The organism is Methylophilus sp. DMC16, assembly GCF_056314045.1.
Genome location: NZ_JBQUZC010000002.1, coordinates 103,275 through 128,982 on the forward strand (window position 1 = coordinate 103,275; position 25,708 = coordinate 128,982).

Genomic DNA, 25,708 nt, shown 5'->3' on the forward strand with positions numbered 1-25,708 from the left:
AGCACGCAATGGGTCAAAACCACATCAAAGCACTTGCACACTGACGCGCTCACCAGACCGCAAAAGTGCTGCTGTAACGGCTATGCTGTGAATTTTCAGCAATTGCTTGGTATTATGCTGCTGTTAAAACGCTCACTCAAAAGTAATTTACTCAATATAACATGCGCCAATTTGGGATTTATATCATCGGTGACGAGATCCTGTCCGGGAAGCGCCAGGATGCCCATCTCAGCAAGGTCATTTCGCTTCTGTCTGCCCGCGGCTTGCAACTGAGCTGGGCGCATTTTATCGGCGATATCCCCGAGCAAATCACGCAGTTGCTCAAGGCCAGTATGGCGCGCGGCGAGATTGTGTTTAGCTTTGGTGGCATCGGCGCCACCCCGGATGACTACACCCGCCAATGTGCAGCCGCGGCTGCCGGGGTACCGATTGAGCGACATGCAGGCGCTGTTGCCAATATTGAAGCGCAATATGGGGAAGCGGCTTATCCTAAACGCGTGCTTATGGCTGACTTTCCGCAAGGCTGTGAGCTGATCCCCAACCCGATTAACCGCGTCGCCGGATTCAGCATTCACGAGCATTACTTTGTGCCCGGCTTTCCAGAAATGGCGCACCCGATGGTGGAATGGGTGCTGGACACCTACTACAGTCACCTGTTTCATGGCCAGGACTATCTGGAGCAAGCCATTGTCGTCACTGAGGCAGGCGAAAGCGACTTGATTGACTTGATGAACAGCATGCTGAGCCGTTATCCCATGCTCAAGTTGTTCAGCTTGCCGCGCACCAACCAGCGCCGCACCACGGAAGTTGGTCTCAAAGGCGAAAGTGCGCATGTGCTTGCAGCCATGCTGGAGCTGAAGGCTGGCGTGTCTGCCCTAGGCTACCCCTGGGTGGATGTTTAACCTCGAATGGAATGCCGCCAACACTGCGGAGCCTGCTGCATTGCCCCGTCCATCAATAGTCCGATCCCCGGCATGCCGCATGGCAAGCCCGCGGGTGTGCCATGCATACAACTAGATGAGGCCTATCGCTGCAAATTGTTTGGGCAGCCACAACGCCCAGCGTTTTGTGGCGGATTAAGCCCTAGCTTGGAGATGTGTGGCGAAGAACAGCAAGGACGTGCATATGCCATCCAGTGGCTGAGTGCCCTCGAACGTGCCACTCAGCCAGGCAACGCCTAATGGAAATCTGGCTTTACGACTGACGATACGCCCGGCGCATGAGCCAGAGCCCTGCCAGAATCATAGGCACGCAGAGCCATTGCCCCATGCTGAGCCCCAGCGACAGCAAGCCTAAAAAGCTGTCTGGTTCACGCGTAAACTCAACCAGAAAACGGAAGCTGCCGTAACAGAGCAAGAACATGGCGGACACTGCACCGATGGGTCGTTTTTTGCCCGCAAAACACCAGAGAATCACAAACAGCGCGATCCCCTCTAGTGCAAACTCGTACAACTGCGAAGGATGCCGTGCCACCTGATCCACGGCTGGGAACACCATGCCCCAATCCGCATGGGTAGGCCGCCCCCATAACTCGCCATTGATAAAATTACCCAGTCTGCCTGCCCCCAGGCCAATAGGCACGAGCGGCGCCACAAAGTCCATCAATTGCAACCAAATCACGCCGCGCTTGCGGGCAAACAAGGCCATGGCCACCATGACGCCAATAAAGCCACCATGAAATGACATGCCCCCTTGCCACAGGGCAAAGATTTCCAGCGGATGTTGCAGGAAATAACTGGGCTGGTAAAACACCACATAGCCTAACCGCCCACCCAGCACGACACCGAGCGCGATGTAAAACAGCATGTCGTCCGGGTCACGCGCCTGCCAGGGCGAGTTTGGGTCCAGTTTACGCAACCGGTTGACCTGATACTGCCCCAACCACAGGCCACCAAAAAAACCGATCAGGTACATCAAACCATACCAGTGGATACCAAAACTGCCGATTTGTAATGCGATGGGGTTAAAGCCCGGATGGGTAAACATGCCGTATCACCGTGAAAAAAACTGCATTATAACTGCTGACCCGACCAGCGCAGGCAAACAGAGACTAAAAGCCACTCAATCACTGCATGCACCTATTATTCAATCCAGGTTGGATACGCTTGGCGACATGCGCCAGACGGCCAGCAAACTGATCAAGGCCATGCTGGAGAGATAAGCCCCTACCCAGGTCAAGCCGCCCTGATTGACCAGATATTGAGCAATGGCAGGTGCGAAGGAGGCACCCAGAATACCACCCAGCTGATAGCTGAGCCCTGCCCCGCTGTAACGCACAGCAACCGGGAACTGCTGTGGCAGAAAAGCGCCCATGGGGGCAAAAGTGACGCCCATTAAAAACAGCGCAGCAAACAGAAAAACCAGGATCAGCCAACTATCCGCACTGCCTAGTAACGGCGCCAGGGCAAATCCCAGCAATACGGCCAGACCTTGCCCGAGCATCAGCACGGGTCGCTGGCCAACCTTGTCTGACCACCAAGCAGCCAGTGGCGTCGCGGTGGCCATGCCTAGTACAGCGATGCACAACAGCCCCAGAAAAACCGGGCGAGCAATGTGCAAGGTTTGCGTGCCATAACTCAGGCAAAACACCGTCGCCGTATAAAACAGGTGATAACACACCCCCATGGCCAGCGCACCGAGCACAATGGCACGTCCATGCGTGACCAACAACGCCTTAAGCGGCCAGCGATGCAACTCTTTTGAAGACTGTGCCTGCGCAAATGCGGGCGTTTCGGCCAGCTTGAAGCGGACATATAGCCCGACCATGACCAGCGCCGCACTGACGATAAACGGCACGCGCCAGCCCCATTGCTCAAATTGTGTCTCCGTTAGCCCCAGAGTTAAGGCCAAAAAGGTCAAGGTTGCGAGTAAAAAGCCGATTGAAGGCCCCAGTTGCGGAAACATGCCAAACCAGCTGCGACGATGTACGGGCGCATATTCGGTTGCCAGCAAGGCAGCCCCTGCCCATTCTCCGCCCAAGCCTATGCCTTGACCAAACCGCAACAGACAAAGCAGCGCCGGCGCCCACAGCCCCCATTGATCGTAGCCTGGCAAGACGCCAATCAGAAACGTCGAGCAGCCCATGACCAGCAATGACGCGGCCAGGGTGGATTTGCGGCCGATACGGTCACCAAAATGACCAAACAGCAAAGCGCCCAGTGGCCGTGCAATAAACGCCAGACCAAAGGTCAGCAAGGCATTTAACGATTGCACCGCTGGCGCGCTGGCGGGGAAAAAGACCTGGCCAATGACCAGCGCTGCCGCCATGGCATAAATATAAAAATCGTAAAATTCGATGGCTGTACCAATAAAACTGGCAAAGGCAATGTGCTTGAGTGAGGGGCTAGACATCGCAGCATCTTAGCTGGCAGACCGTAAATCTCCAAGCCTCGCCAGCATGCGGCCGGCCAAATAAAAACGCCGGGAGATAACTACTCCCGGCGCGTTGAATAAAGCCATGACTTACTTGGAAGCCTCGGCTTTTTTCTTCAGAGGCTCTGGATCCCAACCCGCGCCCAGAGCTTTAAACAGTGACACGGTGGCTGTCAGCGTGTTTTGTCGGCTCTGAACCAAGGCTTGTGTCGCCTCATTGTGGTTACGTTGCGCATCCAGCACTTCAAGATAGCTGGAGTAACCCGCCTGATAACGATTTTGCGAAATACGCAAAATGTTGGCAGTGGTTTTTTGCTTGGACTCCGCCACCGCTTCTTGCTCACGGTATTGGCGCGCATTCACCAGCGCATCATTCACTTCGCTAAATGCAGTCCGCAAGGCGGCCTGGTAGTTAATCACGGCCTGCTTCTGCAAGGCAGAGGCCTGATCGACCCTGGCGTTCAAGCGTCCACCATTGAATATTGGCAAGCTTGCTGCAAAGCCCAGTGTCCAGATTTTGGCTGGCGCCGTAAACAGGTCACTCAGGATTTTACTCTCGCCACCATAAGCCCCGGTCAGTGACAAGGTCGGATACAGGGCTGCTTTTGCCAATTTCACATTCGCATGTGCAGCGATCAAATCCTGCTCAGTCTGGCGGATATCCGGACGTGATTCCAGCAAGGTGGATGGCAAGCCTGCGGGAGGCATCGGCGGTATCGGCATGGACATTAAACCGCCCACCGGGATTTTGACGCTTAAGTCTGCAGTCAACACTCCGAGCTGATGCTCGCTGATTGAACGTTGGCGCTGCAACTCCAGCGATTGCGCGCGTAAATTGGTCACCACCAGCTCAGCCTGATTAACATCCAGCGCGGTATTAACACCTGCATCCAGCTGCCGTTGTGTCATGGCCAGGCTTTCTTGCGCCGTTTTGATGTTTTCGGCGTTGACTGCCAGCTGTCCATCCAGACTACGGATTATCAGGTATTGATTGGTCACGAGCCCTACCAATGACCAGCGTACTGCCTCACGGGCATACTCGGTCGACAGCAGATTGGCCCGTGCCGCGACATTGGCCGTTCTCAACTTGCCCCACACATCCAGCTCAATACTGCCGTTTAACGCCAGTTTATTGTCATTACGCGGGTTGACCCCGAAAACCGGGTTAGGCCCTGCCCCGGTAATTCTGGTACGGGTATTGTTGTTGTCCAGCGTGATGGTCGGCAGCACATTGCCAGAGGTTTCACGCGCCACGGCATCGTATTGTTCAATGCGTGCCACGGCGAGCTGCACATCACTGTTGTTGACCAGCGCAGTATCAATCAGCCTGGTTAACACTGGATCATTAAACAAGGACCACCATTGCTGCATTTGTGCCGCAGGCACCGCCGTCGACGTCGCCGCTTGGGGCTCAACATACCCCTGTGGCAGCGGACTGTCAGGGCGGCTATATAACGGGCCCAGTAACTGGCAACCTGCCAACGACAAGGCTGCCAGCGCGATGATGAGCGGGCGTTGTGCCCACACCAGTTGTTTTACTGTCGGTTTCATACCGCTTCCTCTTCTTCAACATGACCATGGTGACGCACTTTTTTCTCACTGGTCAGCCAGGTAAAGAACAATGGGATAAAGATGGTGGCAATAAAGGTTGCCAGCAACATGCCGCCGAAGACGCCCGTCCCCATGGATTGACGCGCTGCAGCACCTGCACCGGTCGCAAATACCAGTGGAATAATCCCCAGCACAAACGCCATGGACGTCATCACAATCGGTCTGAAGCGCAAGCGGGCGGCTTCAAGCGCAGCTTCAGCCAACGGCATGCCCTCTTCCATTTTTTGCGAGGCAAATTCCACAATCAGGATGGCGTTTTTAGCCGCCAGACCAATTAGCGTAATCAGGCCAATCTGGAAGTAGATGTCGTTGTTCATGCCACGCGTCAACACTGCCAGCAAGGCACCCGTCATCGCAAACGGGATCGCCATGATCACTGCCAGCGGCAAGGACCAGGTTTCAAACTGTGCCGCCAGGATCAGGAACACCATGATGGTGGCGAAGCCAAAGGCCACCAGCGCAGCAGAACCGGTCCGTTTTTCCTGGTAAGCCTGACCGGTCCAGGCAATCTGGTAACCATCCGGCAAGTTTTCCTTGGCGATTTTTTCCACCAGTTTGATCGCATCGCCAGAGCTCACGCCGGGCGCACCGCTACCGAACACTTTGGCAGACAGCAGGCCATTGTAGCGCTCCAGCTGTTCGGCACCGACGATGTTGCTGACTTTTGCCAATGCAGACATCGGCACCATATTGCCATTCGGATTATCATCCGTCGGCTGGCTACGTACATACACCTTGCCCAGGTCTTCAGGCTTCATGCGGTAACCCGCCTCGGCTTGCAACTGCACGCGGTAAGTCCGGCCATTACGGTTAAAGTCGTTGACATAGAGCGAGCCCATGGTGCTCTGCAAGGTCGCGTAAATATCCGCAATTTTCACATTCTGTGACAAGGCTTTGGCTTCATCCACCTCAATGTACAACTGCGGTACGGTCGGCCGGAAGAAACTATTAATCTGTGTCAGTTGCGGATTGGCACGCATCGCATCCATAAAGTTGTTCATGACTTGCGCCAGCTTGATGGGATCCGTATCCCCATGACTCTGCACATAGACCTCAAAACCACCCGCAGAACCCAAGCCACGAATCGCTGGCGGGTTCACGGCAAAGCCCATGCCATCCGGCTGACTCATGCCTATGCCGATCAACTTTCCAACCATCTGGTCGGCATTGGTCGTACGCTTTTCCCAATCCGTCATACGGACAAACATGGTCGCTGCATTGGTTTTGTTGGCGCCGGTGAGCAATTCAAACCCATTCACCGCAAACTCATGCGCGGTGGCAGGATCTTTCGCGACCGCTGACCGGATGTTTTCCATGGTCTGGGAAGTCCGCTTCAAGGTGGCACCATCTGGCATCACCACAATGCTAATGACATAGCCCTGATCTTCTGGCGGCACAAATCCACCCGGTACGGTACGGAACAGGAAGATCATCACCACCAGCATGGCCCCAAACACGACGGCACCAATCAATTTGTGACGAAGGGTCAAGCGGACGGTGCCAGTGTACAAGCTGGTCAACCGGCCAAAGCCCTGGTTAAACTTTCTGAAAAAAGCATTTTCGTGATGACCGCCACTCTTCAGAATCATGGCACATAAAGCAGGGGTCAGCGTTAACGCCACCACGCCTGAAATGACCACAGCAATGGCCACAGTGACCGCGAACTGACGATAGAGCTGCCCGGCAATGCCGCCCTGGAATGCCACAGGAACAAACACTGCGCACAGGACCAGTACAATCGCCACCACTGCCGCTTGCACTTGTGCAATAGACTTAATCGCCGCATGCAGCGGGTTCAAGCCTTCCTCTTTCATCAAACGCTCGGTGTTCTCAAGCACCACGATCGCATCATCCACCACAATGCCGATGGCCAGAATCATGGCAAACAGAGTCAGCAGGTTGATCGAGAAGCCGAACACATACAAGCCGGCAAACGTACCAACAATCGAAATCGGCACTGCAATCATCGGGATGAGGGTTGCGCGCCAGCTTTGCAGGAACAGGAACACCACGATCACGACCAGTACCAGCGCCTCACCAAAGGTATGAAACACTTCTTTGATGGTGGCTTTCACAAAGTCACTGGTGTCATAAGGAATGTTGTATTCCATGCCTTGCGGGAATTTGGCTTTTAACTCTTCCACCTTGGCCTTGATCGCATTGGCGGTATCCAATGCATTGGCACCGGTCTGTAAAAAGACCGGCATTGCCACACCGGCCTGGCCATCGAGTGCAGAGGTCACGTTATAGCTTTGTGCACCCAACTCGATGCGTGCCACATCTTTCAGGTGCAAGACACCGTTCGGGCCTTGCGCACGCAAAATAATGTTGCCGAACTCTTCAGGGTCAATCAACCGTCCTTTAGCTGTCACGGTAAATGACAATTGCTGATCAGGCAAAGCGGGCTCTGCACCGATCTTGCCGGCGGCATACTGCGCGTTTTGTGCGCTGATGGCCGCAGAAATATCGCTGGTAGACACCCCCAGTTGCGCCATGCGGTCAGGACGCAACCAGACACGCATGGAGTAATCTTGCCCACCAAAAATGGTGACATCGCCCACGCCCTTGATGCGCTTGAATTCATCCAGCAAATTCAAGGTGGCGTAGTTACTCAGGAACAAACGATTATGGTCTTTGTTTTTCGAGGTGAGCATCACGACCAGCAGGATGTCATTCGAACGTTTTTGAACCACAACCCCGGTCCGGCGTACATCTTCGGGCAAACGCGGCAACGCAATGTTCACACGGTTACTGACGTTAAAGGTCGCCTGGTTGACATCGGTACCGACATCAAATGTAGCGGTAATGGTTAAGGTACCACTGCTGTCAGAGCTAGAGTTAAAGTAAAGCAGGTTTTCCACACCACTTAGCTGCTCCTCAATCGGGGCAGCCACGGTTTTTGACAGTGTTTCTGCGCTGGCACCAGGATAGCTGGCCGTAATCAGCACCGTAGGGGGTGCAATTTGCGGATATTGGGCAATCGGCAACTGGAATGCCGCTGCGAGACCTGCCAACACGATGATGATAGACAGCACGCTGGCAAAAATCGGGCGTGTGATAAAAAATCGGGTCATATCGTTTTCCCTGAGACGGGCCTGGTACATGCCCAGGCCCTTGGTAACATAATGGGCTTATTCAACAAAGACGGTGAATGCGTTAAGACTTGGCTGGTGCCGGTGCCGCTTGGGCTGGCGCAGCGTCTGGTGCATGTGGTGCCACCGGTGCACCAGGTCTCACCTTGATCAGATTGTCGACAATGACCTGATCGCCGGCTTTCAAGCCATCCAACACCGTCCAGCGGTTGTCAAACCAGCCACCCGCGACAATCGGCCTGACCGCGGCCACCGTCTTGCCTTCTTTATCTTTTTCGGCCACAAAGACAAACTTGCCTTGCTGACCAGTCAATACGGCCGTTTGCGGAATCAGGAAGACGCCATCACGCTTGCCAGTGGTCAGGCGCACACGGACAAACTGACCTGGCAACAAGGCACTGTCCGCATTCTGGAACTCGGCCCGCAGTTGCTGCGTCCCCAATGCCGGGTCAATCTGACTGGCAGAGAAGTTAATCTTGCCTGAATAACGATATTCAGTATTGTCTGCCAGGATCAATCGTACATCCTGCACGCGGCCTGGGCGCAAATGCCCGCCCAACGCTGTGAGCTCGGACTCGGACAGGCTGAAGCGGACCCAAATCGGCGACAATTGTACGATGGTGCTCAACAAGGTAGTGTTGGCACTGACCAACGCCCCTTCTGACAACACAAAGCGACCGGCAATCCCACTCTCTGGCGCTTTAACATGCGTATAAGACAGATTCAGCTCTGCTTCACGCAGTTGCGCCTGATATTGCAACAAAGTCGCTGCGGCAACAGAGTTATCAGAGGCCGCATTATCATATTCACGCTGACTGATAGAGTGGCTCTCCAGCAAACCCTTAAGACGTTGCGCCTCACGTGCCGTTTGCTCAATGCGGGCTTTTTGCTGTGCAATCAGCGCCTTGGACTGATCTACCTGCAACTGGTACGGAACAGGATCAATCAAGAACATATCCTGCCCGGCCTTGACCGCATCCCCTTCTTGATACAGGCGTTTAAGCACAATGCCACCAACGCGGGGACGCACTTCAATTTGCTTGGCGCCCTCGGTTTGCGCAACCACCTCAGTCTGCACCGGGATAGTTTCAGCGGCGACGGTTTGCACGGTGACTGGCATCGCAGGCATGCCGCCTGCGGCTGGATTTTGCTGCTGTGAAGATTTTCCGCAAGCACTCAATCCCAGGCTTAAAGCAAGCACGAGCAAGGCATGACGAGGCTGGATAGTCTGTGAAATCAACATGTTATCCTCTGTTTAGTTTTAAAATAGACTTGATTACATACATCATTGGATGTATATTATATACAAACACGAATGTATGTAAATGGGTTTTGCAAAAAATTTGCCCATCTCGTGCCGTCACAAGTTGCCAGTGACCACTGATAAAATACGACATTCAAATGAAACATTCATGAATTTATGAAAGAGCGATAAATACTTATGGTACGTAAAACCAAAGAAGATGCCGCCATCACGCGCCAACACATTATTGATGCTGCGCGACAGATGTTTCTGCAAAAAGGGGTTAGCCGCACCAGCCTGGAACAGATTGCCTCCCATGCCAATGTTACGCGCGGCGCCGTCTATTGGCATTTCCAGAATAAGGCAGATTTGTTTCATGCCATGCGCGAAGAAGTGTATTTGCCGTTGATAGACCGCATGGATGACACCCTACTCGGGAACGCGGAAGAGTCCAATATTGACCCGCTGGGCCGCATTCGCAAACACCTCGAAAACACCGTACAGATTCTTAATGACGACACCACCACGCGCGCAACTTATGAAGTCATGATGACCAAGTGTGAATACGTGGATGAGTTTGCCGATGTACTGAAATCTATTTTAGGTAACTGTAGCGGACTCGTGCACAAAATGGAACAGGCCTACGCCAAAGCACAGGAAATCGGCCAGGTCGGCACCCAGCTTAGTCCGCAAGAACTCGCCTGGGACACCCACCTGTTTTTCTCAGGCCTAATGCACATGTGGGTCAAAGACACCGAAGGAACGTTATTCCGCGACCGCGCCATGCAACTAATCAACACACACATTAATCTGCGTAAAAAATAAGCAAAAATGCTACTTTAAACATTCCCTCGTCTGCGATTTGCAGTTAAAATAGTCAGTCTTTTCACTGACTTATCCAAGCATGCAAATCGGACCGCATCAACTTAAGAACAACCTGGTGGTTGCCCCTATGGCGGGCGTGACCGACCGTCCTTTCCGCATGTTGTGCAAAAAAATGGGGGCAGGGCTGGCCGTCTCCGAAATGGTCACCTCCAATTCCTTATTGTATGGCAGTGAAAAAACCAAGCGCCGCGCCAACCATGAAGGCGAAGTCAGCCCGATCTCGGTGCAAATTGCCGGCGCAGAACCGGCCATGATGGCCGAGGCAGCCAAACATAACGTCGACAATGGTGCACAAATCATCGACATCAACATGGGTTGCCCAGCCAAAAAAATCTGTAATGTGATGGCAGGGTCTGCCCTGCTGCGAGACGAACCGCTGGTGTCCCAAATTCTCAAGGCCGTGGTCAATGCGGTGGATGTGCCAGTCACCCTGAAAATCCGTACCGGCTGGGATAGACAAAATAAAAACGCCATCCAGATTGCCAGAATGGCAGAAGACATCGGCATTCAGGCGCTGACGATTCATGGCCGCACGCGGAATGACCTTTACCATGGCGACGCCGAATATGACACGATTGCCGCCGTCAAGCAGCAAATCAAGATTCCGCTGATTGCCAATGGCGATATCACCACGCCAGAAAAAGCCAAATTTGTGCTTGATTACACCCAAGCCGACGCCGTCATGATCGGCCGTGCAGCCCAAGGCCGCCCCTGGATCTTCCGCGAAACCGAGCACTTTCTGAAGACTGGCGAGCACATGCTGCCGCCGACCGTAGATGAAATTCACCAGGTGATGCTGGAGCACTTGCATGACTTGTATGCTTTTTATGGTGACCTCACTGGCATGCGCGTCGCACGCAAGCATATTTCCTGGTATACCAAGGGCTTATCTGGCTCTGCTGCCTTCCGTCACAATATGAATACCTTGCAAACCATAGAATTACAATTACAAGCCATCAATGACTTCTTTACCGAGCTCCGTGCGAAAAACGACCGTCTGGTCTACGCCGAGGAGACTGAACTGGATCAAGAGCACCCAGGCACCCAGGAGCTCGCAGCCTAATGCAAACTGATAGTAAATTAAGTCTCGCCGTACGCGAGTCTCTGGACGACTATTTCATGCATCTCGATGGGCAACCGCCGCATGCGATTTACGAAATGGTGCTTGGCTGCGTGGAAAAGCCCATGCTGGAATACGTACTGAACAAAGTGGGCGGCAACCAGAGCAAAGCCGCCGACATGCTGGGCATTAACCGCAATACCCTAAGAAAAAAAATGGCCGCCTACGGCCTCGAATAAGCATGACCCCGGTCTGATGACATCCCAACATCAGACCTTTTCATTTTTTAAGCCTTTTCATTTTTTATTTTGCAACTCCATTCAAACTCATTATGACGATTAAACGCGCGCTTATCAGTGTTTCCGATAAAACCGGTGTGCTGGAACTGGCACAATCCCTGCACCAACTGGGTGTAGAAATCCTTTCCACGGGGGGCACTGCAAAACTGTTCCGTGACAACCACATTCCCGTCAAAGAAGTGAGCGACTTTACCGGTTTTCCAGAAATGCTGGATGGCCGGGTCAAAACGCTGCACCCCAAGGTGCACGGTGGCCTGCTGGGACGCCGCGACCTGCCTGAACATGTGGCGGCCATGCAGCAATATGGCATTGAGAATATCGACTTGCTCGCCGTCAATCTCTATCCGTTTGAAGCGACGGTGGCCAAGCCCAACTGCACGCTTGAAGATGCGATTGAAAACATTGATATCGGCGGTCCGGCCATGGTGCGTTCCGCAGCCAAAAACTGGAACGATGTCGCCGTACTGACAGACGCTGCCCAGTACACTGAAGTGGTCAACGAGTTGAAAGCCAATCAGGGCGCCGTGTCCAAAGCAACACGTTTCAAATTGTCTGTGGCCGCATTTAACCGCATTGCCCAATACGATGCCGCCATCAGCAACTACTTGTCCGCCATTGACTTCACCGAAACCGAAGCGGCAGGCAAGCCAGTCCTGAGCCAGTTCCCAGGCCAGATGAACAGCAATTTTGTCAAAGTACAAGACCTGCGTTATGGTGAAAACAGCCATCAGCAAGCCGCCTTCTACCGTGACCTCTACCCTGCCCCAGGCAGCCTGGCCACCGCGCAACAATTGCAGGGCAAAGAACTGAGCTACAACAACATCGCCGATGCAGATGCGGCCTGGGAAGCAGTAAAATCTTTCACCGGCCCGGCCTGCGTAATTGTCAAACACGCCAACCCTTGCGGTGTAGCCCTGGGCGTGAACGCACTGGAAGCCTACAGCAAAGCCTTCAAAACCGATCCGACCTCGGCTTTTGGTGGCATCATTGCCTTCAACTGCACGCTTGATGGCGCAGCTGCCGAAGCCGTTTCCAAACAATTTGTCGAAGTGCTGATTGCCCCCGATTTTACGCCAGAAGCCCTAGCCATTTTTACCGCCAAAGCCAATGTCCGCGTGTTGAAAATTGCCTTGCCCCAAGGTGGCAATACGGCTTGGGAACAAGGCCGCAATGCCGTCGACTCCAAACGTGTGGGTTCAGGCATTTTGCTGCAATCTGCCGACAACCATGAGATGCACATGGCAGACCTGAAAGTGGTCACCAAACTGCAACCAACGCCACAACAAATGCAAGACCTGCTGTTTGCCTGGAACGTGGCTAAATACGTCAAGTCCAATGCCATCGTATTCTGTGGCAATGGCATGACCTTAGGCGTGGGTGCAGGCCAGATGAGCCGTGTCGACAGTACCAAAATCGCCGCCATCAAGGCGCAAAATGCCGGCTTGAGCCTGCAAGGCTCAGTGGTCGCTTCTGACGCATTTTTCCCGTTCCGGGACGGCGTAGACGTACTGGCCGATGCAGGCGCGAGTTGCGTGATCCATCCCGGTGGTAGCATGCGCGATGAGGAAGTGATTGCCGCGGCTGATGAACGCGGCCTGGCCATGGTCGTGACCGGCATTCGCCACTTTAGACATTAATTCTATTTGCCACAGAGAACACAAAAAACATCTTCAAAGCATTCCGCTATTGATTGCTACTCTGTGTCTTCTGAGTTCTCTGTGGCTCAAACTTAATCAGGTAATAAAAGATGAAAATTTTAGTGATTGGTTCTGGCGGTCGTGAGCACGCACTGGCCTGGAAAGCCGCACAAAACAAAGCAGTGAGCCGCGTTTATGTTGCTCCCGGTAATGCAGGCACCGCGACAAATCCTGACATGATCAATGTGCCGATAACCAAAATCGATGAGTTGGTGAAATTTGCCGAAGATGAGCAGATTGCCCTGACCATTGTTGGCCCGGAAGCCCCGTTATCGCAAGGCGTGGTCGATGCATTCCGCGCCGCTGACCTGAAGATTTTTGGCCCGACTAAAGCAGCGGCACAATTGGAAAGTTCCAAGGATTTTGCCAAAGCATTTATGGTCCGCCACAACATCCCTACCGCCAAATACCAGACCTTCAGCGAGGTCGCACCAGCGCATGCCTACATTGATGCCAATGGCGCACCCATCGTTATCAAGGCGGACGGCCTGGCGGCCGGCAAAGGCGTGGTGGTTGCCATGACACTGGAAGAAGCGCATGCCGCCGTCGATGCAATGCTGGCTGACAATAAGCTTGGCGATGCCGGTGCACGCGTAGTCATTGAAGAATTTTTGACTGGCGAAGAAGCCAGCTTCATGGTCATGGTCGATGGCAAAAACATCTTGCCACTCGCCACCAGCCAGGACCACAAACGCCTGCTTGATGCCGACCAAGGCCCCAACACCGGCGGCATGGGCGCTTACTCGCCTGCGCCAGTGGTGACGCCAGAGATCCACGCCAAAGCCATGCGCGAGATTATTGTGCCTACCGTTGAAGGCATGGCCAAAGATGGCATCCCGTATACCGGCTTTCTATACGCCGGGTTGATGATTACCCCGGCAGGCGATGTGAAAACACTGGAGTTCAACTGCCGCATGGGTGATCCCGAAACGCAGCCCATCATGATGCGCCTGAAATCAGATCTGGTCGAACTGGCTGAACACGCAGTCAATGGCACGCTGGACCAGGCACAAGCAGAATGGGACAGACGTTTTGCCTTGGGTGTGGTGATGGCAAGCGCCAATTACCCGGAGACCCCCAGATTAGGCGATGAAATTCATGGCTTGCCAAAAGACGTACAGGATGGTCATGTGTTCCACGCTGGCACCACCCTCAAGGACGGCAAGGTAGTCACCAGTGGCGGTCGCGTCTTGTGTGTGACGGCCTTGGGCGAAACGGTCAAGTTTGCGCAACAGCAAGCTTATAAAGTACTGGAACAAATCCAGTTCGACGGTGCTCAGTACCGTAAAGATATCGGTTATCGCGCCATCAAAAACTAAGCTGTCATGACAAACCAGATCCAACCCCAGGCCGTCTTTGATTACCTGCAAGGCTTGCAGGCCCGTATTGTCGAAGCCATTGAACTCGTCGATGGCAAAACCTTTTTGCAGGATAGCTGGCAGCGCCCTGAAGGTGGGGGCGGAAACTCTTGCCTGCTCGAAGGCGGCAACGTGTTTGAGCGGGCTGGGGTTGGCTTTTCACATGTGCTCGGCAACAAGCTGCCGCCTGCGGCCAGCATCGCGCACCCCGAAGCAGCGGGCCGCCCCTGGGAGGCCATGGGCGTCTCCCTGGTGTTTCACCCGCACAACCCCTATGTGCCGACCGTACACATGAATGTGCGTTTTTTTGTCGCCCGGGCGCAACAGGCGGGTGAAGAGGATATCTGGTGGTTTGGCGGCGGCATGGATCTGACGCCTTACTATGGCTTTGAAGACGATTGCATCCACTTTCACCGCGTTAATAAAGAAGCGCTGGCTGCCTTTGGTGCCGATTACTACCCAAAATTCAAAAAAGACTGTGATGCTTACTTTTTCCTCAAGCATCGCAAGGAGCCGCGCGGAATCGGCGGTGTCTTTTTTGATGACTTTAGTGAATTGGGCTTTGAAAAAAGCTTTGCCTTGCAACGTGCAGTGGGTGATGCCTTTATCAACGCCTACTTGCCTATTGTGCAACGGCGTAAAGAGACGCCTTATGGCGAACGCGAACGCGATTTCCAGGCTTATCGCAGAGGCCGTTATGTCGAGTTCAACCTGATTTTTGATCGCGGCACGATCTTTGGGTTACAGTCCAATGGCCGTACAGAGTCCATCTTGCTCTCTATGCCACCCATCGTTAAATGGCGCTATGACTGGAAACCTGAAGCCCGTAGCGCAGAGGCCAAACTGTATACTGACTTTTTGATTGAAAAGGACTGGGTTTAATATGCAAGTTTCAGTAGAAGCCAGACAACACGCGCAAGCCCTGCTGGATTTTATTGATCAAAGCCCCAGCCCTTGGCACGCGGTAGACACGGTCGCAAGCCGACTCAAGGCGCATGGCTTTAAAAACCTGCGTGAAAACGAACCTTGGCAATTCAAGGCAGGGGGTAAATATTTCGTAGTGCGTGATGGCGGCTCCATCATTGCCTTTGTACTTGGTCAACAAGCCCTTGCCGACAGCGGTCTGCGCATTGTCGGCGCGCATACCGACTCACCCGGCCTGCGCCTGAAACCGCATGCAGCTTACAGCACAGAAGGTCTGGCGCAACTAGGGGTAGAAGTCTATGGCGGCCCCATTCTGGCGACTTTTACCGACCGCGACTTGAGTCTGGCCGGTCGTGTGGTGCTCCGCACCCCTGAGGGCCTGCAAACGCGCCTGGTCAAATTGGAGCAGCCGATGGCGCGCCTGCCCAATCTGGCCATACACATGAACCGCGAAGTGAATGAAAAAGGCCTGGTACTCAACAAGCAAACCGGTCTGCCCCTGATTTTTGGTCACGCAGCCAACAGCTCCGAAGCCAAACAATTGCTGATTGATACACTCGCCGGCAAACTGGCCGTGCCCGCAGACGTCATTGCTGGCTGGGACCTCACGTTTTATGACACCCAGCGCGGCAGTTTCTGGGGCATGGAACAAGAATTCATTGCCAACAGCCAACTGGACAACCTGGCTTCGTGCCATGCCGCGTTGGAAGCCCTGTTAGGCACCGAAACGCCGCAGGCGACCTCTATTTGTGCACTGTTTGACCACGAAGAGGTGGGCTCTGAAAGCGCCACGGGGGCGGGTGGCAGCTTTTTTCTGGATGTGATTGAGCGGATTTGTCATAGCACTCATCTCACGCCAGAAGACAAACTGCGCAGCTTTGCCAACAGTTTTTTTATCAGTGCCGATATGGCACATGCCTTTCACCCCAATCATGCCGGCAGCTATGAACCGTGTCACCATGTGCAAGTCAACCGGGGCCCGGTCATTAAAACCAATGCCAACCAGCGCTACAGCACCAATGCCGTCACGGCTGCGCGCTTTATCCACTTGTGTGAACAAGCGGAGGTCCCCTATCAACAATATGCGCACCGCACCGATTTAGGCTGCGGCAGCACCATAGGGCCCATCATGGCAGCGCAATTAGGCATCGCCACCGTCGATGTCGGTAACCCGATGTGGGCCATGCACAGCCTGCGCGAAAGTGCGGGTGTGCTCGATCATGGCTACATGATTGCCACACTCAGCCGGCATTACGCGAGCTAATCCATCAGCAGCATTGACGCTGGTACAACGATTGCTTTACCCTAGGCAGACATGGGGAGAAACAATCAATGCTAGAACAATTATTGCGCAAAAAACCTATCCAACCACATGCGCATACCGGCCTGAAAAAATGTTTAACCGCCTTTGACCTGGCCTTGCTAGGCATCGGTGGCGCCATCGGTACCGGCATTTTTGTCCTGACCGGTATCGCGGCCGCGACCCAATCTGGCCCTGCCGTCGTCCTTTCATTTATTATTGCGGCCATCGCTGCAGGATTTGCGGCGTTATCTTATGCCGAACTCTCGTCTTCAGTTGGCGGCTCTGGCAGCGCCTATGGTTACAGCTATGTCGCGTTTGGCGAGTTTGCTGCATGGATGATGGGATGGATGCTATTACTGGAGTATGGCGTTGGCGCTGCAGCGGTTGCCAATGGCTGGGCAGGTTACTTTGTAAACACCTTGAGCAACCTCGGGCTACACTTGCCAGCGCACCTGACCAAGGCACCGGTGTTAGGCGGCACCATCAACCTGCCAGCCTTTGCCATTATCTGGGTACTGACCCTGCTACTCATGGTCGGCGTCAAGGAAAGTGCGCGAGCCAATAACCTGATGGTGATTATCAAACTGTCCACGATTGCGATTTTTCTCGCCTTGTCCGTGGGTCATATTCACACCGAAAACTGGCTGCCATTTATGCCGTTTGGCTGGTTTGAAACGCTGGACAATGGCAAAAATATTGGCGTACTGGCTGGCGCCTCGCTGGTCTTTTTTGCCTATTTTGGCTTTGATGCTGTGTCAACCGCGGCCGAAGAATGCAAACTGCCACAACGCGACTTACCGATTGGGCTGATCGCTTCACTATCATTTTGTACCATTATTTATATCATCGTCTCTGGCACGCTGACCGGTGTGATTCCTTATCACGAGCTGAATACCTCGTCACCCGTGGCTTATGCATTGACCAAACTGGGTTATACCTGGTCATCCACACTGGTGGCGACTGGCGTGCTGGCTGGCTTGATTACTGTGCTGCTGGTGCTGCTCTACGGCCTGACACGTATTTTATTTGCCATGAGCCGCGACGGCCTGATTTCCCCGGTATTTTCAGCAGTGAATCCTGACCGCCAAACACCCAGTAAAATTATCTTGCTTTGCGGAACGGTGGTTTCCATCGTGGCCGGTTTTATCCCGCTCGGCGAATTGGCAGAAACGGTCAATATCGGGACGCTAGCCAGTTTCATTATGGTCTGCATTGGCGTGATCCGCTTGCGTCAGACCCATCCAGACTTACCGCGGCCGTTCAAAAATCCTTTTAATCCGCTGATCCCACTCGGAGGTGTCATCACCTGCGGTGCGCTGATGTCGTTTTTACCCGCCTCAACCTGGCATCGCTTTGGCTTGTGGGCGGTGGTGGGCGTGGTGTTCTATTTTGTTTACTCACTCAGACACAGCCGCTTGCGCTAATCATTTAGCCCGCGCGAGCAGCAATAAAAAAGCCGACGTTTGAGTCGGCTTTTTTGATTCACAGCAACGCTGGAATTACAGAGACAATACCCATTCAACAATGGTTTTGATGTCTTCGTCTTTCACTTGTGGGCTGTTTGCTGGCATTGGAATATTGCCCCAAACACCGCTACCACCCGCTTTAACTTTAGCGATCAATTTAGCTTCAGCACCTTTGTCGCCTTTGTATTTAGCAGCAACATCTTTGTAAGCTGGGCCCAATACTTTAGCATCCACACTGTGGCAAGCCAAACAGCCGCTTTTTTGTGCCAATGCTTTAGCAGCGGCAGCGTCAACAGCGTGAGCAGAACCAGCCATCAACATGGTCGCTGCTGCGATTGCGGATAATAAAACTTTCATGCGATCTCCTTGAATATCCTCTAAATAAATAGAACCCCGAAATGCAATTTTCGTGCATGTGGCATCTTACCTGACCAGCCAAAATCTACAATAGTAAAACCGCTAAAATACGAGGCCGTATTGATAATTTGAACCAGTTTGGCGTTTTGCCAACACCCTAAAAACGCACGTGAAACAAGATGGTTGACACGTGTCACAACAAGGTTACAGGGTCTCGATCGAATACTCGGCGCTCAGGACATGTTTGCGGCCAGGATTAATCACCACCATATTATCCAGCGCGTTGGTTGTTTCCACACAAATGGTCTTGCGCCACTCTTCGCCCACGCCCATATCGCCCATGGTCGCAGCCTTATCGGCACCAGGATTCCAGACAACCGTGGTATCACTGCCGGATTTGGACACATGGATGATGCGATTATAGCCGCTGTCATGGATAGAACAATCAGAGCTGTGATCGACATAAACACGGTCATATTCGTGGCCGTCAAAGCTCAATGGGTTGTGCTCGACGTTGCGCTCGTATTTGAGTAGCTTATCCAGATAAACCAAATCTTGCATGCCGGTAATTTTGATATTGGATAAATCACTGACATTAAAATAGGTGTGAAAGGCTTCACTAATCACAAATGGATGCTCAGCCAGATTGGTGGTCGCCAGATCAATCCGCAAGCGGCGGCCAATAGTAATGGTCAGCGTCAGCTCATAAGGATAGGACAACTGACGTTGTGCTTCTGGCGTTTGCTGCATTTCGAGAATGATGCGGGTGGCACCGGTTGGCGTCGCGTCAATATCCATGACTCGCCAGGGAATCACGCGCGCAAAGCCATGCGGACACAAAGTGCTGTCGGTAGGGTGCGCGCCAAACCACGGCCAGCAAATGGGGACGCCACCACGGATAGAACGCCCTTTGACATAACGCGCATTGCTGGACAACCATAAAACCGGGTGTGAAAGGAACTTGGGTTGCCAGTGCATGACATGTGCGCCCTGCAAGGCAATCTTGCCGGTCGCCAGCGGATTATCAATTTCGAGATATTGCAGACCGTTTTCGTCTTGCCATTGATTGACATGCGCATGCAACTTCATGCGCTTGGTCATTTCCATGCTTTTGGCGAGGATGCTACATTCGTCGTTCATTATCTTCCCCTTTCGATCTGGGTCACATCACGCACGGCGCCTTTGGCGGCACTGGTGCTCATGGCGGCATAAGCGCGCAAGGCAGGCGATACCAGACGCTCACGGTTCAGCGGTTTCCATGCCTGGGCGCCTTTGGCCTCCATATTGGCTCGGCGGTGCGCCATTTCTTCATCAGTCACCGCCAGGTGTATGGTGCGATTCGGAATATCAATTTCTATGGTGTCGCCTTCCTGCACTAGGCCGATCGCACCGCCTTCAGCAGCTTCTGGCGAGGCATGCCCAATACTCAGGCCGGATGTACCACCTGAGAAACGGCCATCAGTCAGCAAGGCACAAGCTTTACCCAACCCTTTGGACTTGAGGTAGGAGGTCGGATAAAGCATTTCTTGCATGCCCGGCCCGCCACGCGGCCCTTCATAGCGAATCACCACGACATCCCCGGCCACAATCTTGTCGTTGAGAATGGCTTCCACGGCAGAGTCCTGGCTTTCAAATACACGGGCACGCCCGGTGAATTTAAGAATACTGTCATCCACGCCTGCTGTTTTCACAATACAGCCGTCTTGCGCAATATTGCCATAGAGCACGGCCAGCCCCCCATCCAGCGAGTAAGCATGCGCCTTGTCGCGAATACAACCGTTTTCACGGTCATTATCCAGCTCTGGCCACAGCATGCTCTGGCTAAACGCGATGGTGGTTGAAATGCCACCAGGCGCAGCACGATAAAACTTTTTCACGTCCTCATCCTGCGTGGTCATAATGTCCCACTTGGCCAGTGCTTCGTCCATGGTTGCACTATGAACGGTTGGCACGGCCGTATGGATGACACCGGCACGGTTCAGTTCGGCCAGAATGCCCATCACACCGCCAGCACGATGCACATCTTCCATGTGATATTTGCTGGTTGCTGGCGCCACTTTGGAAACGCACGGCACCTGACGTGAGATGCGGTCGATGTCTTTCATGGTGAAATCGACACCGGCTTCATGTGCAGCCGCCAGCAAATGCAAGACGGTATTGGTAGAGCCGCCCATGGCCACATCCAGACTCATGGCGTTCTCAAACGCTTGCATGGTCGCGATATTGCGTGGCAACACACTGTAATCATCCTGCTCGTAGTGGCGTTTTGCCAGCTCAACAATCAGTCGCCCCGCTTGCAAGAACAACTGCTTGCGCGCAGCATGGGTGGCGAGCGTAGAACCATTGCCTGGCAAACTCAAGCCCAGGGCCTCAGTCAGACAGTTCATCGAGTTGGCGGTAAACATGCCCGAACAGGAGCCGCAGGTTGGGCACGCAGAACGTTCTACTTCTGCCACCTCTTCATCACTGACATGACTATCCGCGGCTTCCACCATGGCATCAACCAAATCCAGCTTGCGTACCTGGCCTTGCCAATTCACTTTACCGGCTTCCATCGGCCCACCAGAGACAAATACGACCGGGATATTCAAGCGTAATGCCGCCATCAACATGCCCGGCGTGATCTTGTCACAGTTGGAGATACACACCAGCGCATCCGCACAGTGCGCATTCACCATATACTCAACACTGTCAGCAATCAAATCACGGCTAGGCAGGCTGTAGAGCATGCCTCCATGCCCCATGGCGATACCGTCATCGACAGCAATCGTGTTAAATTCCTTGGCTACACCACCCGCTTTTTCAATTTCACGGGCAACCAGTTGGCCCATATCTTTTAAATGCACGTGACCAGGGACGAACTGCGTAAACGAGTTAGCCACCGCGATAATCGGCTTGGAAAAATCTTCATCTTTCATACCAGTGGCACGCCACAAGGCGCGGGCACCAGCCATGTTACGACCTTGGGTAGTCGTGTGAGAACGGTATTTAGGCATGGGAAACACTAGGATTGACGTTAAAATCCTATTTTAACTGAATCCGTAGCCGCATGTGCGGCTGAAACAGCTTTGTTACATTCGCGGCACGCAATAAAAAATGCTAAGGGCGGTATTGCTTGTGTTGATAGGACGAGCAATGCCGGCTCACCGCCGGGCTGCGTAGCGCCTGATGCTTGGTATGCTGGCCACGCGTGCGTTTACGCCAGGCAATAAATGCAGCCGAACTTAATTGCTGCCGCATGAGGATAATCACGTCTGCCTGCCTGAGCCCAAACTGGCTGGCAATCGCCTCAAACGGCGTACGATCCTCCCACGCCATCTCAATAATGCGCGAAATATCCCCTGGATCCATTTCAGTCAGCAACACCGTTTGACGCCTGTCCATTTCTGATCCTGCCATTGTTTGAAAAATGCTGCCCGCCCTAGCGGAGGCGGCGCATCAGGCAAATGCGCATGATGCTCGGCATAATGTGCCAGATAGCGTTCATAGGCATCATCGCCAGAAAGCTGTCTGACGCGCTGCCATATTTGCTTGAGCAATCGCATGATGTTCCTCCTCTAGCCCAGTTTAGTCGCCACGTACGCCGTTTCATGACTTGCACTCACGGGCAAACCGGCCAGGCTACGTCTACTCATCCTGACCATATCCACTACCACCACCCACAGCATGGTCACAAAAAACAAGGTGAGCCAGGCATCTAACTGCTGGTTAAAAATCAGTTGCGGCGCAACAGCCGCCTTTTCTGGCGGCAATACCCCTGTAGACAGCTTCTGCGCCAAATCATTCGCAGCCGCAAAAAAACCGACCCGGATATCCTGACTAAAAATCTTCTCGTAAGCCGCACTGGTGGTCACCACCAGCAACCAGACCAAGGGCAACGCAGTGATCCAGGCTTTGTTCGCGCGGCCAGACTTGATCAAGATCCCGGTGGCAACCGACAGGGCAATCGCGGCCAGCATCTGGTTGGCTATCCCAAACAGCGGCCATAAAATATTGACCCCGCCATTCGGGTCAATCACCCCGATATAGAGGAAATAACCCCAGCCAGAGACGATCAACGCGCTGGTTAACACCACTGACGGCGTATAGGAGGTTTCCCCTAATTTGGGATGCAAGTTACCCAACACATCTTGCAGCATAAAGCGACCCACGCGTGTGCCTGCATCGAGCGTGGTGAGAATGAAGATCGCCTCAAACATGATGGCGAAGTGATACCACAAGGCCAGCAAATGCTCCCCGAATACCGTGCCCAGAATACTGGCCATGCCCACCGCCAGGCTAGGTGCGCCCCCGGTGCGGGCAAACAAGGTCGTTTCCCCCATCGCACTTGCCAGATGCTGCATCTGTTCCACCGTGACTGGATAGCCCCAACTGCTGATGGTATTCACAGCATCCAGCGCCTCTTTACCGACCACGCCTGCCGGGCTGTTAATCGCAAAATAGACGCCAGGCTCCAACACCGTTGCCGCGATCATGGCCATGATGGCAACAAAACTCTCGAGCAACATGGCGCCATAACCGATCATGCGGATATCGCCCTCACTGGAAATCAGCTTGGGCGTGGTACCGCTGGCAATCAAGGCATGAAAGCCAGAAATCGCGCCGCAGGCAATCGTAATAAACACAAACGGAAACAACTTGCCGCCAAAAATCGGTCCCGTACCATCAATAAACGGTGTGATCGCGGGCATGTGTATCTCGGGCCGTAACCATAAAATCGCCACAGCCAGCATCATGACCGTGCCCAGCTTCATATAAGTCGATAAATAATCGCGGGGGGCCAGCAACAACCACACCGGCAACACAGCCGCGGCAAAGCCATAGGCAATCACGCTAAACGCCAATGGCAAGCCTTCATGGTCAAACAGCGCCGCCAGGGTCGGATGATGATCAACCCAGCCACCCAACACCACTGAACCAAGCAGCAAAGCGACGCCCAACAACGACGCCTCAAGCACACGGCCCGGACGCAGATAACGCATATAGACACCGACGACCATGGCAATAGGAATGGTCGCGGCAACCGTCGACGTGCCCCAGGGGCTGTGTTTCATGGCGTTGACCACGACCAGACCCAGCACTGCGATCAAAATAATCATGATGACCAACGTTGCAATCATGGCGGCGGTTCCACCAATAGCGCCGATTTCATCTCGCGCCATTTGCCCCAGACTGCGGCCATCGCGGCGGGTAGATAAAAACAGCGTGACCATATCCTGCACTGCGCCGCCCAGCACAGCCCCGATCAGTATCCATAAGGTGCCTGGCAAAAATCCGAATTGTGCAGCCAGGGTAGGCCCAACCAAAGGACCTGGCCCGGCAATGGCCGCAAAGTGATGACCGAAGACCACCCAGCGATGCGTGGGCACATAATCGCGGCCATTATTCAACCGCTCGGCCGGCGTGGCCCGGGTGGCATCAATACTCAGCACTTTGACCGCAATCCAGGCCGCATAAAAACGATAGGCAATCAGGTAAACACACACTGCCGCCGTGATCAGCCACAGTGCATTCAATGTTTCTCCACGCCACCAGGCAATTTGTGCAAAAGCGGTAGCCCCCAAGAGCGCCAGCAATCCCCAAAACACCTGCCCCAACAACCCTTTTAACATGCCATTTCTTCCCTTTTTTAATCTCTGCACTGTAACAAAAAGCGCTCATCTGCGCAAAACTCTACACAGGCCCACTCCTCCTAGCGAACTGGTGCAACTGCACTGCGGTGGTGCAGACTAGTTAGAACAGCGCCGCCATGAAAAAAGAAAGGTCCCGCCTGTTTCCTGATTAGAATCATATTGTTATCAAAGCTTATCCAGCTGGCATACAGTTTGCTAAAACTCTAGCAGTAATAATCAGATTAAACGATCAATGAGACCACCCAATTCTGTTATGGCTTCTGGCATGCCTCCCGTTCCACGCGACATTCTGAGTCTTGAAGACCAGAAGTTGGTGGATAGCGCGCGTGACATTCTCATGCATCAGCGCGATCTCAGCGAAGACCAGGCTTATTCACTCCTGGCTGAAATGGCTTTTAAGCGTAAAACCGGCATCGCCGATATTTCGCTACAGTTAGTTAACATCACCAAACGACTCACCACCTAAAGCCACCATCCTTGCGCCTGAATCGTCCTTGACGGTTTCGGGTGATCCATCAGCCGCGTCAACATCTGCAGTCTTTCACATTTATTCCGGGCAACTGCTTGCACTAAAAAAGAGTTTCGGTATAATGCGCGCTTCGTTGCAAGGCACGGGTGCTTAGCTCAGTTGGTAGAGCGTCGCCCTTACAAGGCGAATGTCAGCGGTTCGACCCCGTTAGCACCCACCACTCCCAGCCTTCAGCAGATCAGCTTCAAATCATCCCCTGTTCGCTAAAAGAAAACGTCTCTTGCTTGGCGACGATAATGTGATCCAGCACTTTCACATCCACCAGCATCAACGCTTCTTTCAAACTGTGGGTTAATTGCTCATCGGCTCGACTCGGACTGGCGACCCCACCGGGATGATTATGGCTCAGGATCACCGCGGCCGCATTGAGCGCCAGCGCGCGTTTAACCACCTCACGCGGATAAACATTGGTTTGCATCAAACTGCCTTCGAATAAGGTTTCATAGGCGATCAGCCGATTTTGCGCATCTAAAAACAAAATACCAAACACTTCGCGCTGCAAGGCCGACAGTTGTAACTGCAAATAATCCTTCACCTGGCGTGGCGAGCGAAAACTGTCATTTTGCTGCAAGGTTTCGCCCAAGGCCCGCTTGCTCATTTCCAGCACCGCCTGCAACTGGCAATATTTACTCACCCCCATGCCAGACACCCGTGACATCTGTTTAAGATCTGCTGAAAACACGCCATTCAGGCTATGAAAATGTTGCAACAACTCTCTCGCCAAATCCACAGCGGTTTTACCAGCCACCCCAACACGCAAGAAAATGGCCAATAATTCTGCGTCCGATAATGAAACTGCGCCGGTACGCAGCAATTTTTCGCGTGGCCGCTCCTGCTCCGGCCAATCTGTAATTGCCATGTTGCCCCCCTCCTTTATCG

The 25,708-nt window shown here is 53.4% G+C and carries 23 protein-coding genes and 1 tRNA gene; 12 read left to right on the top strand and 12 right to left on the bottom strand.

All coding sequences use genetic code 11. From position 1 onward, the window contains the following. Positions 1-161 precede the first annotated feature (161 nt). Together ACT53D_RS08590 and ACT53D_RS08595 are read left to right on the top strand one after the other, a co-directional pair. Positions 162-902 (top strand): competence/damage-inducible protein A, encoded by a 741-nt coding sequence (locus ACT53D_RS08590; protein ID WP_476155718.1) that lies wholly within the window; start codon positions 162-164, stop codon positions 900-902. Positions 903-908: 6 nt separating this feature from the next. Beyond that, entirely contained in the window at positions 909-1,181 is a 273-nt protein-coding gene (locus ACT53D_RS08595) for a YkgJ family cysteine cluster protein (RefSeq protein ID WP_194748690.1), read from the top strand. A gap of 13 nt (positions 1,182-1,194) precedes the next feature. Here the strand turns inward: ACT53D_RS08595 and lgt are convergent, their stop codons facing one another. The 5 genes from lgt to ACT53D_RS08620 form a co-directional block, all read right to left on the bottom strand. Then, on the bottom strand, positions 1,195-1,986 hold the full coding sequence (gene lgt / locus ACT53D_RS08600) for a prolipoprotein diacylglyceryl transferase (RefSeq protein WP_313985548.1): 792 nt from the start codon (positions 1,984-1,986) through the stop codon (positions 1,195-1,197). Between the two features lie 99 nt (positions 1,987-2,085). Beyond that, complete coding sequence (locus tag ACT53D_RS08605; protein WP_476155720.1) at positions 2,086-3,351, bottom strand: MFS transporter; 1,266 nt, start codon at positions 3,349-3,351, stop codon at positions 2,086-2,088. Positions 3,352-3,462: 111 nt separating this feature from the next. After that, positions 3,463-4,923, bottom strand: a complete 1,461-nt coding sequence (locus ACT53D_RS08610; protein ID WP_275356342.1) for an efflux transporter outer membrane subunit — start codon at positions 4,921-4,923, stop codon at positions 3,463-3,465. After that, complete coding sequence (locus ACT53D_RS08615; protein ID WP_379074654.1) at positions 4,920-8,057, bottom strand: efflux RND transporter permease subunit; 3,138 nt, start codon at positions 8,055-8,057, stop codon at positions 4,920-4,922. Before ACT53D_RS08615 ends, ACT53D_RS08610 begins: the two co-directional genes overlap by 4 nt. Positions 8,058-8,139: 82 nt before the next feature. Continuing rightward, complete coding sequence (locus ACT53D_RS08620) at positions 8,140-9,318, bottom strand: efflux RND transporter periplasmic adaptor subunit (protein WP_275356344.1); 1,179 nt, start codon at positions 9,316-9,318, stop codon at positions 8,140-8,142. A 198-nt stretch (positions 9,319-9,516) separates the two neighbouring features. On the opposite strand from ACT53D_RS08620, the gene ACT53D_RS08625 reads away from it, so the two are divergent. The 8 genes from ACT53D_RS08625 to ACT53D_RS08660 all read left to right on the top strand — a co-directional run bounded on the left by ACT53D_RS08625 (position 9,517) and on the right by ACT53D_RS08660 (position 18,268). Then, positions 9,517-10,143 carry a TetR family transcriptional regulator gene (locus tag ACT53D_RS08625; protein WP_194748696.1) on the top strand — a complete coding sequence of 209 codons (627 nt, stop codon included), beginning with the start codon at positions 9,517-9,519 and terminating at the stop codon, positions 10,141-10,143. 79 nt (positions 10,144-10,222) lie between these two features. After that, positions 10,223-11,266, top strand: a complete 1,044-nt coding sequence (dusB, locus tag ACT53D_RS08630) for a tRNA dihydrouridine synthase DusB (protein WP_275356345.1) — start codon at positions 10,223-10,225, stop codon at positions 11,264-11,266. Further along, positions 11,266-11,502, top strand: coding sequence for a helix-turn-helix domain-containing protein (locus ACT53D_RS08635; RefSeq protein ID WP_194748698.1), 237 nt, complete (start codon positions 11,266-11,268; stop codon positions 11,500-11,502). Before dusB ends, ACT53D_RS08635 begins: the two co-directional genes overlap by 1 nt. Before the next feature lie 92 nt (positions 11,503-11,594). Beyond that, positions 11,595-13,199, top strand: coding sequence for a bifunctional phosphoribosylaminoimidazolecarboxamide formyltransferase/IMP cyclohydrolase (gene purH, locus ACT53D_RS08640; protein WP_275356346.1), 1,605 nt, complete (start codon positions 11,595-11,597; stop codon positions 13,197-13,199). Positions 13,200-13,309: 110 nt separating this feature from the next. Then, positions 13,310-14,578, top strand: coding sequence for a phosphoribosylamine--glycine ligase (gene purD, locus ACT53D_RS08645; RefSeq protein WP_476155724.1), 1,269 nt, complete (start codon positions 13,310-13,312; stop codon positions 14,576-14,578). Positions 14,579-14,584: 6 nt separating this feature from the next. Continuing rightward, a complete protein-coding gene (gene hemF / locus ACT53D_RS08650) occupies positions 14,585-15,499 on the top strand; it encodes an oxygen-dependent coproporphyrinogen oxidase (RefSeq protein WP_476155726.1) in 915 nt (304 codons plus the stop codon). Between the two features lies 1 nt (position 15,500). Next, on the top strand, positions 15,501-16,805 hold the full coding sequence (locus ACT53D_RS08655) for a M18 family aminopeptidase (RefSeq protein ID WP_476155728.1): 1,305 nt from the start codon (positions 15,501-15,503) through the stop codon (positions 16,803-16,805). Positions 16,806-16,873: 68 nt separating this feature from the next. After that, positions 16,874-18,268, top strand: a complete 1,395-nt coding sequence (locus tag ACT53D_RS08660) for an amino acid permease (RefSeq protein ID WP_275356348.1) — start codon at positions 16,874-16,876, stop codon at positions 18,266-18,268. A 75-nt stretch (positions 18,269-18,343) separates the two neighbouring features. Here ACT53D_RS08660 and ACT53D_RS08665 read toward each other — a convergent pair whose 3' ends face one another. The 6 genes from ACT53D_RS08665 to ACT53D_RS08690 form a co-directional block, all read right to left on the bottom strand. After that, the gene (locus ACT53D_RS08665) at positions 18,344-18,667 is read right to left on the bottom strand and encodes a c-type cytochrome (RefSeq protein ID WP_194748704.1); all 324 of its coding nucleotides are present in this window, start codon (positions 18,665-18,667) and stop codon (positions 18,344-18,346) included. A 204-nt stretch (positions 18,668-18,871) separates the two neighbouring features. Beyond that, entirely contained in the window at positions 18,872-19,807 is a 936-nt protein-coding gene (locus ACT53D_RS08670; protein WP_194748705.1) for a D-hexose-6-phosphate mutarotase, read from the bottom strand. Beyond that, positions 19,807-21,663, bottom strand: a complete 1,857-nt coding sequence (gene ilvD, locus ACT53D_RS08675) for a dihydroxy-acid dehydratase (RefSeq protein WP_476155730.1) — start codon at positions 21,661-21,663, stop codon at positions 19,807-19,809. Before ilvD ends, ACT53D_RS08670 begins: the two co-directional genes overlap by 1 nt. A gap of 103 nt (positions 21,664-21,766) precedes the next feature. Further along, entirely contained in the window at positions 21,767-22,051 is a 285-nt protein-coding gene (locus ACT53D_RS08680; RefSeq protein ID WP_476155732.1) for a TIGR03643 family protein, read from the bottom strand. Further along, entirely contained in the window at positions 22,024-22,212 is a 189-nt protein-coding gene (locus ACT53D_RS08685; RefSeq protein WP_275356349.1) for a YbdD/YjiX family protein, read from the bottom strand. The genes ACT53D_RS08680 and ACT53D_RS08685 overlap by 28 nt, the downstream gene beginning before the upstream one ends. 12 nt (positions 22,213-22,224) lie before the next feature. Beyond that, positions 22,225-24,279 (bottom strand): carbon starvation CstA family protein, encoded by a 2,055-nt coding sequence (locus tag ACT53D_RS08690; protein ID WP_476155734.1) that lies wholly within the window; start codon positions 24,277-24,279, stop codon positions 22,225-22,227. Between the two features lie 286 nt (positions 24,280-24,565). Here ACT53D_RS08690 and ACT53D_RS08695 point away from each other — a divergent pair, with 286 nt between their 5' ends. Together ACT53D_RS08695 and ACT53D_RS08700 are read left to right on the top strand one after the other, a co-directional pair. Beyond that, a complete protein-coding gene (locus ACT53D_RS08695; RefSeq protein WP_228518840.1) occupies positions 24,566-24,766 on the top strand; it encodes an ANTAR domain-containing protein in 201 nt (66 codons plus the stop codon). Positions 24,767-24,913: 147 nt separating this feature from the next. After that, positions 24,914-24,989: transfer RNA gene (locus tag ACT53D_RS08700), tRNA-Val, on the top strand. A gap of 24 nt (positions 24,990-25,013) precedes the next feature. Here the strand turns inward: ACT53D_RS08700 and radC are convergent. Next, positions 25,014-25,688, bottom strand: coding sequence for a RadC family protein (radC, locus tag ACT53D_RS08705; RefSeq protein ID WP_338655367.1), 675 nt, complete (start codon positions 25,686-25,688; stop codon positions 25,014-25,016). Between the last annotated feature and the right edge of the window lie 20 nt (positions 25,689-25,708).